General features: G+C 71.5%; 12 protein-coding genes. 6 read left to right on the forward strand and 6 right to left on the reverse strand.

Features of this window, described 5'->3' with window-relative positions:
• The first annotated feature begins 5 nt into the window (after positions 1-5).
• Positions 6-2,072 carry an iron ABC transporter permease gene (locus ACZ3OF_RS04600; protein ID WP_361666241.1) on the forward strand — a complete coding sequence of 689 codons (2,067 nt, stop codon included), beginning with the start codon at positions 6-8 and terminating at the stop codon, positions 2,070-2,072.
• Between the two features lie 91 nt (positions 2,073-2,163).
• On the opposite strand, the gene ACZ3OF_RS04605 is transcribed toward ACZ3OF_RS04600, so the two are convergent.
• The 3 genes from ACZ3OF_RS04605 to ACZ3OF_RS04615 form a co-directional block, all read right to left on the reverse strand.
• On the reverse strand, positions 2,164-4,560 hold the full coding sequence (locus tag ACZ3OF_RS04605; RefSeq protein WP_467302854.1) for an ATP-binding cassette domain-containing protein: 2,397 nt from the start codon (positions 4,558-4,560) through the stop codon (positions 2,164-2,166).
• Between the two features lie 174 nt (positions 4,561-4,734).
• Entirely contained in the window at positions 4,735-5,091 is a 357-nt protein-coding gene (locus ACZ3OF_RS04610) for a VOC family protein (protein WP_361607534.1), read from the reverse strand.
• Between the two features lie 226 nt (positions 5,092-5,317).
• A complete protein-coding gene (locus ACZ3OF_RS04615) occupies positions 5,318-6,217 on the reverse strand; it encodes a LysR family transcriptional regulator (protein ID WP_467302712.1) in 900 nt (299 codons plus the stop codon).
• An 80-nt stretch (positions 6,218-6,297) separates the two neighbouring features.
• Here ACZ3OF_RS04615 and ACZ3OF_RS04620 point away from each other — a divergent pair, with 80 nt between their 5' ends.
• From ACZ3OF_RS04620 to ACZ3OF_RS04635, 4 genes are all read left to right on the forward strand, one after another.
• Positions 6,298-7,272 carry an EamA family transporter gene (locus ACZ3OF_RS04620; RefSeq protein ID WP_467302714.1) on the forward strand — a complete coding sequence of 325 codons (975 nt, stop codon included), beginning with the start codon at positions 6,298-6,300 and terminating at the stop codon, positions 7,270-7,272.
• Positions 7,273-7,355: 83 nt separating this feature from the next.
• Positions 7,356-8,438 (forward strand): sugar ABC transporter substrate-binding protein, encoded by a 1,083-nt coding sequence (locus ACZ3OF_RS04625; RefSeq protein ID WP_361666232.1) that lies wholly within the window; start codon positions 7,356-7,358, stop codon positions 8,436-8,438.
• A gap of 108 nt (positions 8,439-8,546) precedes the next feature.
• On the forward strand, positions 8,547-9,326 hold the full coding sequence (locus ACZ3OF_RS04630) for an ATP-binding cassette domain-containing protein (protein ID WP_361666230.1): 780 nt from the start codon (positions 8,547-8,549) through the stop codon (positions 9,324-9,326).
• Positions 9,323-10,624 carry a sugar ABC transporter permease gene (locus tag ACZ3OF_RS04635; RefSeq protein WP_467302717.1) on the forward strand — a complete coding sequence of 434 codons (1,302 nt, stop codon included), beginning with the start codon at positions 9,323-9,325 and terminating at the stop codon, positions 10,622-10,624. The genes ACZ3OF_RS04630 and ACZ3OF_RS04635 overlap by 4 nt, the downstream gene beginning before the upstream one ends.
• Before the next feature lie 79 nt (positions 10,625-10,703).
• Here the strand turns inward: ACZ3OF_RS04635 and ACZ3OF_RS04640 are convergent, their stop codons facing one another.
• Positions 10,704-11,621, reverse strand: coding sequence for an oxidoreductase (locus tag ACZ3OF_RS04640; RefSeq protein ID WP_361666226.1), 918 nt, complete (start codon positions 11,619-11,621; stop codon positions 10,704-10,706).
• A 39-nt stretch (positions 11,622-11,660) separates the two neighbouring features.
• Positions 11,661-12,260, reverse strand: coding sequence for a sigma-70 family RNA polymerase sigma factor (locus ACZ3OF_RS04645; RefSeq protein WP_467302720.1), 600 nt, complete (start codon positions 12,258-12,260; stop codon positions 11,661-11,663).
• Positions 12,261-12,323: 63 nt separating this feature from the next.
• Between ACZ3OF_RS04645 and ACZ3OF_RS04650 the strand changes: the two genes are divergently transcribed.
• Complete coding sequence (locus ACZ3OF_RS04650; protein ID WP_467302722.1) at positions 12,324-13,178, forward strand: alpha/beta fold hydrolase; 855 nt, start codon at positions 12,324-12,326, stop codon at positions 13,176-13,178.
• Here ACZ3OF_RS04650 and ACZ3OF_RS04655 read toward each other — a convergent pair.
• Positions 13,118-13,924 (reverse strand): AraC family transcriptional regulator, encoded by an 807-nt coding sequence (locus tag ACZ3OF_RS04655; protein ID WP_361666218.1) that lies wholly within the window; start codon positions 13,922-13,924, stop codon positions 13,118-13,120. The two genes, ACZ3OF_RS04650 and ACZ3OF_RS04655, sit on opposite strands and share 61 nt — an antisense overlap.
• Between the last annotated feature and the right edge of the window lie 31 nt (positions 13,925-13,955).

Raw genomic sequence — 13,955 nt, forward strand, 5'->3', positions numbered from 1 at the left:
CCCCCATGGCCGTCACCGCACCTTCCTCCGCCACCCTTCCGTCGGCGGCCGTGTCCCGGACGGGCGCGGCCGCGGTGACGGCCGCGCTGCTCCTCCTCGTCGCCGGCTTCGCGCTCGTCGACATCACCCAGGGCACGGCCTCCGTCGGCGCGTCCGAGGTCTGGAAGGCCTTCACGGGCCGGGCCGACCCGTCCGACGCGTCCGTCGTCATCGCCTCGCGCCTGCCGAGGTTGGCCGCCGGACTGCTCGTCGGCGCCGTGCTCGGCATGGCCGGAGCCGCCCTCCAGGCCGTCAGCCGCAACGTGCTCGCCTCGCCCGACACCCTCGCCGTGAACGCCGGCTCCTATCTGGCCCTCGGACTGGCCGCCGTCAGCGGAGTCTCGCTGCCGCTACTCGCCTCCTCGGGCGTCGCGTTCGTCGGCGGACTCGCCGCCGCGGCCGTCGTCCTCGGACTCTCCGGCCTGGGCGCGGGCACCGTGCGGCTCGTGCTCGCCGGCAGCGCGCTCATGCTCGGCCTGACCGCCATCACCGAGGGGCTGCTTCTGCTGTTCCCCCAGCAGACCGTGGGCCTGTTCGCCTGGAACCAGGGCAGCATCTCCCAGAACGGGTTCGACGGTGTGCTCCAGATGGCACCGGTCGGACTCCTCGGCCTCGTCGGGCTGCTGCTCATCGCCCGCAGGGTCGACGCGCTGGCACTCGGCGACGACGCGGCCCGCGGCCTCGGCGTACCCGTGCGCTCCACCCGCGTCACGGCGGTCGTCCTCGCGGCGATGCTCTCCGCGGCGGCCGTCACGCTCGCCGGCCCGATCGGCTTCGTCGGTCTGTGCGCCCCCGCCCTCGTCCGTCCGCTCGTCCGCAGGTTCCGCGGCTTCTCCCGCGCGCGGGCCGGACTTCCGGTGGCGGGTCTCGTCGGCGCCGCCCTCGTCCTGGGATCGGACGTGCTGCTGCGCACCATCGTGCCGGCGGACACGGCGGTCGCCGTGCCGACGGGTGTCGTCACGAGCCTGGTCGGCGCCGTCTTCCTCATCGTGATGGCGACGCGGGCCCGCGACACCGCCGGAGCCGCCGCGGCCGACCGGCTGCGCATCCGGAGCCGGGCCGTCTTCCTGACCACCACCGCCGCACTCGTGGCGGTGCTGGTGGGCGTCACGATCGCCGCCGTCCTGCTGGGCGACAGCAAACTGCTCCTCGGCGACGTCATGAACTGGGCGCAGGGCAGGGCGGGGCAGACCACCTCCTTCATCCTGGACAGCCGGGTGCCCCGGGTCCTCGCGGCGCTCCTCGCCGGCGCGGCACTCGCCCTGGCCGGAACGCTCGTCCAGGCCGTCACCCGCAATCCGCTCGCCGAACCCGCGACCCTGGGCGTCTCGGGCGGCGCCGCGCTCGGCGCCGTACTCCTCGTCACGACCGTTCCGCTCGCGAGTGCGTGGAGCGTCGCGGGCGCCGCCTTCGTGGGCGCGGCGATCAGTTCGGTCGTGGTCTTCGGACTCGCCGCTCGCGGCGGCTTCCAGCAGAACCGGCTCGTCCTCGTCGGCTTCGGCGTCGCCACCGGTACGGCCGCGCTGATCAGCCTGCTCATCGTCCTCACCGACCCGTTCAACGCGACCAAGGCCCTCACCTGGCTGTCCGGTTCCACCTACGGGCGGACCCTGCCGGACGTCGTGCCGCTGGCGGCCGTGCTCGCCGTGGGCGTCGTCGCCGCGGTCCTGCGGCGTACGGAACTCGACCTCCTGTCGCTCGACGAGGACACCCCGCGGCTCCTGGGTCTCGGCGTGGAGCGCGGCAGGCTCGGCTTCCTGGTCCTGAGCGTCCTGCTCAGCGCCACGGCCGTCGCCGCCGCGGGCACCATCGGCTTCGTGGGCCTCGTGGCCCCGCACGCGGCCCGCGCCCTCGTGGGCAGGCAGCACACGCGCGTGGTCCCGGTCGCGGTCCTCCTCGGCGCCGTACTCGTCTGCACCGCGGACCTGTTGGGCCGTACGGTGATCGCCCCGGCCCAGCTCGGTGCCGGCATGATGACCGCCGTGATCGGAACGCCGTACTTCCTCTACCTCCTGGTCCGCAGCCGCCGCTAGCGGGGACGGACCGAGCGGACGGACCGCACCGCACGCGAGCCCCGTCACCAACCTTCCGGTGGTGACGGGGCTCGCGTGCGTCGCGTACGGCTCAGGCTCCGACGTACGCCGCGAGATGCTCGCCGGTGAGGGTGGAGCGGTCGGCGACGAGCTTCGCGGGCGTGCCCTCGAAGACGACCTTGCCGCCGTCGTGGCCGGCGCCGGGGCCGAGGTCGATGATCCAGTCGGCGTGCGCCATGACGGCCTGGTGGTGCTCGATGACGATGACCGACTTGCCCGAGTCGACGAGCCGGTCGAGCAGGCCGAGCAGCTGCTCCACGTCCGCGAGGTGGAGGCCGGTGGTCGGCTCGTCGAGGACGTAGACACCGCCCTTGTCGCCCATGTGGGTGGCCAGCTTGAGCCGTTGCCTCTCGCCGCCGGAGAGCGTGGTGAGCGGCTGGCCGAGCGTGAGGTACCCGAGCCCGACGTCGGTGAGCCGCTCCAGGATCTTGTGCGCGGCCGGGGTGGCCGCTTCGCCGGAGCCGAAGAACTCCTCGGCCTCGGTCACCGACATCGCCAGTACCTCGCTGATGTCGCGGCCGCCGAGGTGGTACTCGAGCACCTCCGCCTGGAACCGCTTGCCCTCGCAGTCCTCGCAGGGCGTGGCGACGCCCGCCATCATCGCCAGGTCGGTGTAGATGACCCCGGCGCCGTTGCAGGTGGGGCACGCGCCCTCGGAGTTGGCGCTGAAGAGCGCCGGCTTGACGCCGTTGACCTTCGCGAACGCCTTACGGATCGGGTCCAGCAGACCCGTGTACGTCGCCGGGTTGCTCCGCCGCGAGCCGCGGATCGGCGTCTGGTCGACCGAGACGACGGGCTCACCGGCCGGAATCGATCCGTGCACGAGGGAGCTCTTGCCGGAGCCGGCGACACCGGTGACGACGACCAGCGCGCCGAGCGGGATGTCGACGTCGACGTCGCGCAGGTTGTTCGCCGTCGCGCCGCGGATCTCCAGCGTGCCGGACGGCGTGCGCACCGACTCCTTGAGCGCGGCCCGGTCGTCGAGATGACGGCCGGTGATCGTGTCTCCGGCCCGCAGTTCCTCGACCGTGCCCTCGAAGCAGACGGTGCCGCCCGCCGTACCGGCGCCGGGACCGAGGTCGACGACATGGTCGGCGATCGCGATCGCCTCGGGCTTGTGCTCGACGACGAGCACCGTGTTGCCCTTGTCGCGCAGCCGCAGCAGCAGGTCGTTCATCCGCTGGATGTCATGGGGGTGGAGACCGATGGTGGGCTCGTCGAAGACGTACGTGACATCGGTGAGCGACGATCCGAGGTGACGGATCATCTTGACGCGCTGCGCCTCACCGCCCGACAGCGTGCCCGCGGGCCGGTCGAGCGACAGATAGCCGAGGCCGATCTCGACGAACGAGTCGAGGGTCCGCTGCAGCGAGGCGAGCAGCGGCGCCACCGACGGCTCCTTGAGGCCACGGACCCATTCGGCGAGGTCCCTGATCTCCATCGCGCAGGCGTCGGCGATGGAGATCCGCTTGATCTTCGAGGACCGCGCGCCCTCGCTGAGGCGCGTTCCGTCGCACTCGGGGCAGACGGTGAAGGTGACCGCGCGCTCCACGAACGCCCGGATGTGGGGCTGCATCGACTCCTTGTCCTTGGACAGGAACGACTTCTGGATCTTGGGGATCAGCCCCTCGTAGGTGAGGTTGATGCCGTTGACCTTGATCTTGGTCGGCTCTCCGTAGAGGAAGGCCTGCATCTCCTTCTTCGTGTACCTGCGGATCGGCTTGTCCGGGTCGACGAAGCCGGACTGCGCGTAGAGCTGCACGGTCCACTGGCTGTCGGACTTCCAGCCGGGGATGGTGAACGCGCCCTCGGCCAGGGACTTGGAGTCGTCGTAGAGCTGCGTCAGGTCGATGTCGGAGACCTTGCCCCGGCCTTCGCAGCGCGTGCACATGCCGCCGGTGCGCTGGAAGGTCGCCTTCACGGTCTTCGTCCTGGCGGCGCCGCGCTCGACCGTGATTCCTCCGCTTGCCCGGACCGAGGCGGTGTTGAAGGAGTACGCGCTGGGCGGCCCGATGTGCGGCTTGCCGAGGCGGCTGAAGAGGATGCGCAGCATCGCGTGGGCGTCCGTGGCGGTGCCGACGGTGGAGCGCGGGTCGGCGCCCATCCGCTGCTGGTCGACGGTGATCACCGTCGTCAGCCCGTCGAGCACGTCGACCTCGGGGCGCGCGAGCGTCGGCATGAAGCCCTGGACGAAGGTGCTGTACGTCTCGTTGATCAGCCGCTGCGACTCCGCGGCGATCGTGTTGAACACCAGCGAGCTCTTGCCCGAGCCGGAGACCCCGGTGAACACCGTCAGCCGGCGCTTGGGGATCTCGATGCTGACGTCCTTGAGGTTGTTCTCGCGCGCGCCGTGCACGCGGATCACGTCGTGACTGTCGGCACCGTGCGGTGCGGTCGACCGCGCGCCCTTCCTCGTGGCCATGCTGATCGTGTCTCCATCTGTGAGGCGGGGCCGCCTGCGCGGTCTCCGTCGTTGTCGTCCCCGGCCCGGTCCCGGCGGTGTCGAGCGGGTACGTCCCTGGTACTACGTCGTCGTTCTCAGCAGTGTGTTCTACGTCGTCGGCGCCCCGGGGGCAACGGCCTGCCGTCGGGGCGCCGACGCTCACCGGTCCTGGAGCAGCCCGAGGACATTGCCGTCGGCGTCGGTGACGGTGGCCACCAGGCGGCCGCCGCCGACGTCGTGCGCGGGCTCCTTCACGGTGGCACCGGCGGCCGTGACCTCGGCGATCTTCGCCTCGATGTCCGGTACGTGCCAGTAGGCCACCGGCCCGGTCATGCCCTGCGGTCCACCGCCCGGCACGAGTCCGATGTGCTGCCCCCCGGCCTCGAAACCGACGTAGTACTCCCCGTCGACCTGGGGGTCGGTGCCGAGCAGCGCCGCGTACACCGCCTTGGCCTTCGCCAGGTCGGACACGGGGTGCAGAACGGTCTTGATGCCCTGTGTGGAAGAGGCGGTCATGGTCACTCCTGGGGTCGTGGGCCCGTAGGACCCGGTGGCTCGTGGGAGCCCGAACCGATGTGCCGGCCGGTCGTTCCGCCGTCCTCGGGCGCCCACGACAGCCACGCTACGTGCGGCCCGGAGCGGGCGCTTCTCGATTCCTGACCGGTCTCGCGGCGGTCCCGGGAGGGGTGTCGGGACGGGTCCCGGGAGGGTCTGTTCCGTGAGACCGGTCGCGCGACCGGTCTCACGGAACGCGCCCTTCCGTACCCGGTTCCGGGATGCCGAGGATCGCCAGGAACGCGGTCGCCGCAGGCGTCCGGCCGGTGTGGCTCCAGACGACGTACTCCACGCGCGTCGGCGCGTCGGTGACCTCGATCGTGGTGACGCCCGGGAGCTGGGGAACGAAGGCGGCCGGGAGCAGGGCGACGGCGAGACCCCGCGCGACCAGTCGTGCCAGGAAGAGGTCCGCCGTGCTGACCTCGAAGGCGACGTCCCGGCGCAGACCGGCGGCCGAGAAGGCCAGGTCGGACTGGACGCGCCCGGCCGTCCCCGCCGGCAGGTCCACGAACACCTCCGACGCGAGCGTGCGGAGGTCGACCGCCGGCCCGCCGGCGAGGGGATGGTCCGGCGCCACCACGGCCACGAGTCTCCCGCGGGCCAGTTCGTGGGCGGCGACGCCCTGCGGCCGCGTCGTCGGCGGAAGACCGAGGAACGCCACGTCGACCGTTCCCTGCCGGACCTGCTCGGCGAGGTCCTCGCTCGCGCCCACCCGCAGGCCGATGCGCACGTGCGGATACCGCCGGCGGAGGTCGCGCAGCGCATCGGGGACGTCGACCGCGCCGACGGTCGGGATCAGCCCGACGGCGAGCCGTCCCCGTACCTCTCCCACCGCCGCCGCGACCTCGGCGGCCGCGCGCTCGGCGGCCTCCAGACACTGGCGGGCGGCGGGGAGGAACGCCGCGCCTGCCGGGGTCAGCCGTACCCGGCGGCTCGTGCGGTCGAAGAGCCTCGCGCCCAGCTCCCGTTCCAGTCGTGCGATCTGATGGCTGAGCGCGGACTGGACGACCAGACACCGCTCGGCGGCCCGGGTGAAGCTGTTCGTCTCGGCGACGGCGACGACGTACCGCATCTGCTGGAGATCCACGGATCCATCGTGAATCACGATCGATCGGCTGACAAACATGTGTTGGACTCATCGATCGTCGCGGACCGAGACTTCCGGACATGACCACTCCAGCCGCAGGGGCCCACCTGCGCGGCACTCTCTCCCGTACGCTCCTGACGGCGCTCGCGCCCGTCGCGTGGGGCACCTTCTACGTCGTCACCACCGAGCTGCTCCCGCCCGGACACCCCCTGTTCGCCGGACTTCTGCGTGCGCTGCCCGCCGGTCTGATCGCGCTTGCGATCGGCCGGACGTTGCCGCGTGGCGCGTGGTGGGGGAAGGCCGCGGTGCTCGGTGTGCTCAACATCGGGCTGCTCTTCCCGCTGCTGACCGTGGCGGCCGAACGTCTGCCGGGCGGCGTTGCCGCCACCCTCGCGGCGGCCCAGCCACTCGTCGTCGCGGGCCTGGCCGTGGTCGTCCTCCGTGAGCGCCCCAACCTCCGGCGCCTCGCCTGGGGTGTGGTCGGCGTGGTCGGCGTCGGCCTGGTGGTGATCGGGCCGAACGCGGCGTTCGACCTCGTCGGGGTCCTGGCGGGCCTCGGCAGCGCCGCCACGATGGCGCTCGGCGTGACGTTCACCAAACGCTGGGGGCGCCCCGAAGGCGCCGGTCCCGCCGCCTTCGCAGGGTGGCAACTCACGGCGGGAGGCCTCTTCCTGCTGCCGCTCACCCTTCTCGTCGAGGGTGCGCCACCCGCCGTCGACCTGCCCGCCGCCCTGGGCTACCTCTGGCTCGGCGGCGTCGGCGGTCTGCTCGCCTTCGTCCTCTGGTTCCGTGGCCTCACGACCCTGCCCGTCACCTCCGTCGCGGTGCTCGTCCTGCTCTCGCCGCTCGTCGCGGCCGTCCTCGGCGCCGCCCTGCTCGGCCAGACCCTGGGCCCGGTCCAGCTCCTGGGGTTCGGGCTCGCGCTCGCCTCGATCGTCGCAGGCCAGGTGCCTCGGAGGGGCGGCCCGGCCCGTTCGCGCGGGGGTGGCCCGGACCGTACACCGGGGGGTGGCCCCGATCGTTCACCCGCTTGCCGGACCAGCGGTTGCGGCTAATGTCGTATTAAGGCCATAAGTACACCCCTTCGTCTCCCGCGTTCACCTGGTGAAGGGAAGGGGGCGTACGGAAGGAGCCCCCGATGACCCGCACATTGCGTGGCGCGATAGCCCTGGCCGGAGCCGTGGCCCTCTCCCTGGGAGCGGTCTCCGTCAGCGACGCCCAGCCCGGCGCCGCAGCGCAGGAGGAGATCAAGATCGGCCTGCTGCTCCCCGAGAGCAAGACCACGCGCTACGAGAAGTTCGACCGGCCGTACATCGAGCAGAAGATCAAGGAACTGGCACCCGACGCTCAGATCGACTACTACAACGCGGCCGAGAGTGCCACCACCCAGCAGCAGCAGGTCAACACCGCGCTCGCCAAGGGTGATCAGGTGCTCATCCTGGACGCCGTGGACTCCAAGTCGATCCAGTCGTCCGTGCAGAAGGCCAATGACGCGGGCGTGAAGGTCGTCGCGTACGACCGCCTCGCGCAGGGTCCCGTCGACGCCTACGTCTCGTACGACAACTTCAAGGTCGGCGAGTTGCAGGGACAGGCGCTGCTCGACGCGCTCGGTGACAAGGCCGAGTCCGGTCAGATCGTGATGCACAACGGTTCTCCCACCGACCCCAATGCCGCGGAGTTCAAGGCCGGTGCGCACTCCGTCCTCGACGGCAAGGTCAAGATCGGCAAGGAGTACGACACGCCGAACTGGGACCCCAACAACGCCAACCAGCAGATGTCGGGCGCGATCAGCGCACTGGGCAAGGACAACATCGTCGGCGTGTACTCGGCCAACGACGGTCTGGCCGCCGGCATCGCCACCGCCCTCAAGTCGTCCGGCATCAACGTCCCGTTGACGGGTCAGGATGCCCAACTCGACGCCATCCAGCGGATTCTCCTCGGCACCCAGACCATCACGATCATGAAGCCGTACAAGCCGGAGGCCGACATCGCCGCCACCATGGCCGTCGACCTGGCCGAGGGCAAGGAGCTTCCCAAGTCCCTGACGCCCACGACCGTCAAGAGCGGAAGCGGCCAGGAGGTCCCGGCCAATCTGCTCACCCCGATCGTGGTCGACAAGAACAACATCAAGGACACGGTCGTCAAGGACGGTCTGTACACGGTCGACGAGATCTGCACGCCGACGTACGAGGCCGCCTGCCAGGAGGCCGGTCTGGAGTAGCCCGTGGCGCGCGGCGGCCGCGAGGCCGCCCGCGGCGCGAGCCGTGCCGACCGACCGGACAGGCTCGATCCCCGAGGGTGAACGGGGCCCGGCAGGAGGCGATTGAAGGTGCTCGGAACACCTGTGCTCAGTCTGCGGGGGATCTCCAAGAGATTCGGCGCCGTCCAGGCCCTCTCGGACTTCGACCTGGAGGTCCACCCCGGAGAGGTCGTCGCCCTCGTCGGCGACAACGGCGCCGGCAAGTCGACCGCCGTCAAGGCGATCGCGGGGGTGAACCCGCCGGACGACGGAGTCATCACCTGGGAGGGCCGCCCGGTCACCATCCACCGGCCCCACGACGCCCAGAACCTCGGGATCGCCACCGTCTACCAGGACTTGGCGCTCTGCGACAACCTGGACGTCGTCGGCAACCTCTTCCTCGGCCGGGAGATCAAGAGCTGGGGAGTCCTCGACGAGGTCCGGATGGAACAGCGCTCGCGCGAGCTGCTCGACACGCTCTCCATCCGCATTCCCAGCGTCCGGATCCCCGTCGCCTCCCTCTCCGGCGGCCAGCGCCAGACCGTGGCGATCGCCCGCTCCCTGATCGGCGAACCGAAGGTCGTCATCCTGGACGAGCCGACCGCCGCGCTGGGCGTGGAGCAGACCGCCGAGGTCCTCGACCTCGTCGAGCGGCTCCGTGAGCGCGGCCTCGGCACCATCCTGATCAGCCACAACATGGTGGACGTGATGGCGGTCGCGGACCGGATCGCCGTGCTGCGCCTCGGCCGGAACAACGGCTTCTTCGACAAGCGTTCCACCACCACCGAGGAGATCATCTCCGCCATCACCGGCGCCAGCGACAGCGCGGTGACGCGCCGCCAGGCCCGTAAGCGGGAGGAGGAGCTATGAGGCGCGACCGAGGCCGCCACGACCCCTCCACCCCGGGAGCCGGCGACGGGACCAACCAGGGACCCGCGCATGACGCCCTGCCCGCCGTGGACACCCGGCTGATCGTCCGGGAGGAGGGGCTGAAGGGATACCTCGGGGAGTTCAAGCGCAAGCTGCGCAGCGGTGAGCTGGGCTCCCTGCCGGTGGTCATCGCCGTGATCATCATCTGGACGGTCTTCGGCTCCCTGGACAGCGCGTTCCTGTCGGCGCAGAACCTGTCCGACCTGAGCCAGCAGATCGTCGGCACGGGCATGATCGCCATCGGGATCGTCTTCGTCCTGCTGCTCGGTGAGATCGACCTCTCCGTCGGCTCGGTCAGCGGCCTGTGCGCCGCGATCTTCGCCGTGCTCAACGTCCTGAACGGCATGAACGAGTGGCTGGCGCTCCTGGTCGCCGTCGCGGGCGGAGCCGCCGTCGGACTCATCCAGGGCTTCTTCTTCGCCAAGGTCGGTGTGCCCGCGTTCGTCGTCACGCTGGCCGGCAATCTCGCCTGGAACGGACTCATGCTCCAGGTGCTCGGCACCAGTGGAACGGTCAACATCCCGAGCGAGAGCATCGTCTCCGAGCTCTACTCGAAGATCTTCCACACCCCGGTCGCCGCCTATGTGGCGGCCGCTGTCGGGGTGGGCCTGTTCCTGGCGGCCTCCCTCCTCGACGCCAGGCGCCGCCAGAAGGCCAGGGTGCCGTTCCGGCCGATCGCCGAGATCGTGATCCGCACGGTCGTCATCGCCGCGATCGCCTTCGCCGCCGCGTACATCCTCAACCAGTACCAGGGGCTGCCGCTGGCGCTCCTGATCTTCCTCGTCGTCCTGGTCCTCGTCGACTTCCTGCTGCGCCGCAGCACGTACGGGCGGCAGATCTTCGCCGTCGGCGGCAACATCGAGGGCGCGCGCAGGGCCGGTATCAGCGTGCCGTTCATCCGGATGAGCGTCTTCTCGATCTCCGGCACCATGGCGGCGGTCGGCGGTCTCTTCCTCGCCGGGCAGATCCAGTCCGCGAGCCAGACCTCCGGTGGCGGCAACCTGCTGATGAACGTCATCGCCGCGGCCGTCATCGGCGGCACCAGCCTGTTCGGCGGGCGCGGTTCGGTCTGGTCCGCGCTGCTCGGCGCACTGGTGATCGGGTCGATCCAGTCGGGCATGAACATCATGGGCGTCAGCAACGCGGTCCAGTTCATGATCACCGGGGCCGTGCTGCTGGCCGCCGTGGTCGTCGACTCGCTGTCCCGCCGCAGCCAGAAGGCCGCCGGACGCGCCTGAAGCGACGACGGCCCGGACGGCCGGTGCGAGGGGAGTTCCGCTCGCGGTCCTTCCCGGCCGTCCCCGTTCCGCACATCCCCTAGGCGTCGCCGCGCCGGTGCAGGGCGTCCAGGGTGGCCAGTTCGTCCTCGGTGAGGCGCAGCGCGCCCGCCGCGACATTGGCCGCCAGGTGCTCCGGATCGCCGGTGCCGGGAATGGCGAGCATGTGCGGGCCCCGGTGCAGCGTCCACGCGAGACGCACCTGCGCCGGGCTCGCGTCGTGCGCCCGGGCGACGGCCAGCACCTCGTCGTCCACCGCGGCCCGGGCGGCGCCTGCCTGGCCGGCCGTGCCGGCGATGGAATAGAAGGGCACGTACGCGATGCCCTGCTCGCCGCACTCGCGGACGAACGCGTCGTGGTCCGGCCGGATCCCGATCCCGTACCGGTTCTGTACGCAGACCACCGGGGCGATCGCCTGCGCCTCGGCCAGGTGGTGGGGGTGGATGTTCGAGAGGCCCAGGTGGCGGATGAGCCCTGCCTCGCGCAGGTCGGCCAGCGCCCCGAACCGCTCGGCGATCGAGTCCGTGCCGAGGATCCGCAGGTTCACCACGTCGAGGTGGTCGCGGCCGAGCTGGCGCAGGTTCTCCTCGACCTGTCCGCGCAGTTCCTCCGGCGTCGTGGCGTGCGTCGCCCACCGCCCCGAGGCGTCCCGGCAGGGTCCGACCTTGGTGGTGATGACCAGGTCGTCCGGGTACGGCGCCAGGGCGCGGTTGATCAGCTCGTTGGCGGAGCGGAGGGGCGAGAAGTAGAAGGCGGCGGTGTCGATGTGGTTGACACCGAGCTCGACCGCCCGGCGCAGGACGGCGATGGCCTGGTCCCGGTCGCGGGGGACGGCGTTCTCGATGAGCGCCTCGCCGGTCTGCGGCAGGCGCATCGCGCCGAAGCCGATCCGGTTGACCGTGAGGTCGCCGAGGGTCCAGGTGCCCGAGGCGGCGGCGGTGATCGTTTCCGTGGTCATCCCGAGATGATCTCCCCGTGGGGGCCGGGAGCGCCAGCGTCAGCCGTCGGCCCGGAGCCGGTCGCGCTGGATCTGGTGGGCGACGGTCCGGCGCATCGAGGGAGTGGCGGAAGCCGGGGCGGGCGTGGCCGCGGCCTTCTCCGCGGGGACGTCGAGACCGCGGCTGATCTCGTCGTACGCCGTCCGGTACGCGCTCCGGTTCGCGGCGGGGAAGCGGTCCGCATGCGCCCGGAGGTCCTCCTCGACCAGGCGGCGCAGCTCGTCGACGGTCCGGGAAGTGAAGCGCTTCCGGCCCCGCGCGAACGCGTGGACGTACGGCGTGCAGTGGGCGGTCCCGTCGCAGGACTCGGAGATCGCCTCGGCGAGGCCCCACAGGCGCCCTTCGAGCCAGGGGGCGTCCTCCTGCCGCAGGGAGAGCGCCATCGGCGCCTCCGGCGACCTGGCCCGGACCTGCTTTGACACGGCGGGCTGGCTCATCCCGGTGAGCCGTGCGATGCGCTCCTGTGTCCAGCCGTAGCCGACGAACACTTTGATCATCTCGGCGCGCAGCCGCCGCATCTCCTCGCCCGCCCGGATGGCCTCGTTCATGACCGCGAGCATGCGCGCGGCCTCGTCCTCAGTGATCTCCTCACCTTCCATGACTCGGTTATACACCACCATAACCAGGTTGTATTACGCGGTTATGAATGGCAGGCTCGGATCATGACCACCTACTTCGCGGCAGCGGACGGAACCCGGCTCGCCCACCGCACGAAGGACCGCACCGAGGACTGCGCGGAACGAGCCGGCGATCCCGTCGTCTGTGTCCCCGGAGGTCCCACGGACTCCCGCTACCTCGGCGACCTCGGCGGCCTCTCCGCGAGCCGTCGCCTGGTCCTCCTCGACCCGCGCGGAACGGGCGGCTCCGACGTTCCCGAGGATCCCGCCTCGTACCGCTGCGACCGTGTCGTCGACGACGTCGAGGCCCTGCGCGTCCACCTCGGCCTCGACCGTATCGACCTGCTCGGCCACTCCGGCGGCGCGAACGTCGCCGTCGCGTACGCCGCCCGGTACCCGCACCGGGTCCGCAGACTCGCCCTGATCACCCCCGGCACGGCGGCCGTCGGCATCACCATCGGCGGTGAGACCCGACGCGCGGCGGCGTTGCTGCGGAAGGACGAGCCGTGGTTCCCCGACGCCTACGCCGCCCTGGAGGCCCTCACCGAGGGCAGGGGCGGCGACTGGGACGCCATCGCACCCTTCCTCTGGGGCCGTTGGGACGACGCGGCGCGCCGGCACCACGCGGACGCGCGGCCGGGCAACGCGGAGGCGGTCGCCGGCTTCGCCGCCGCGGGGGCCTTCGACCCGGAGTCCACGCGCGCCGCGCTCGCCGCCTTCGAGGCCCCCGTCCTCGTGCTCGCCGGGGAGTTCGACCTGAACAGCCCGCCCGGGCCGGTCTCCGAACTCACCGCGTTCTTCCCCGACGCCGCGTTCGCCGTGCAGCCGGGGGCGGGCCACTACCCGTGGATCGACGACCCCGAGCCGTTCGCCGCCACCGTGGGGGACTTCCTCTCGTGACGGTGCGCGCCCGGGGTGTACCCGAAGGCGCGCCGGAAGACCTCGATGAAGGCGCTGGGCGACGACCAGCCGCAGCGGTGGGCGACGGCGGTGACCGGGACGTCGTCCGCAAGCATCCGCAGCGCGTGGTAGAGCCGCGCCTGGGTCCGCCACTGAGGGAACGTCATACCGAGTTCGGAGCGGAACAGCCGGCTGAGGGTGCGTTCGCCCGCCCCGGTCGCGGCGCCGAGCTCGGCCAGCGTACGGGGGTCGGCCGGGTCGTTCCGGAGGACCGCGCAGACGGCGGCGAGGCGCGCGTCGGTCGGCGCGGGAAGCCGTAGGGGCTCTTGGGGCGAGGCCCGCAACTGGTCTCTGAGTACGGCGAGCAGGCGCCCGCGCTCGGCGCCGGTGTCGTCGGGGAAGCGGGTGTACGCGAGGATCAGCTCGCGCAGCAGGGGGCTGACGGCGAGCACGGTCGGGGCGTCGAGGCCCGGCGGGTTGTCGTCGGCGGGCAGCCCGATCAGGTGCAGATCCAGGTGCCCGTGCGCCCGATGGGCGTGGACCGTCCCGGCCGGGACCCAGATGGCACGGGTGCCGGGCGCGAACCACGTACCGGCGTCGGTGGTCACGGCCAGCACGCCCGAGCCCGCGTAGACGATCTGGTGGTCGTCGTGGCGGTGCGCGTCGATGCGTTCACCCGCGGCCAGGATCTGGGCGCGGGTCGGTGCCTGCGGGGTGTGGCGGACGGAGCGGCGGATGTTCGACACAAGTCGGCAGAATATCGAAGGCGCGACACAG

The organism is Streptomyces sp. NPDC022552, assembly GCF_055561875.1.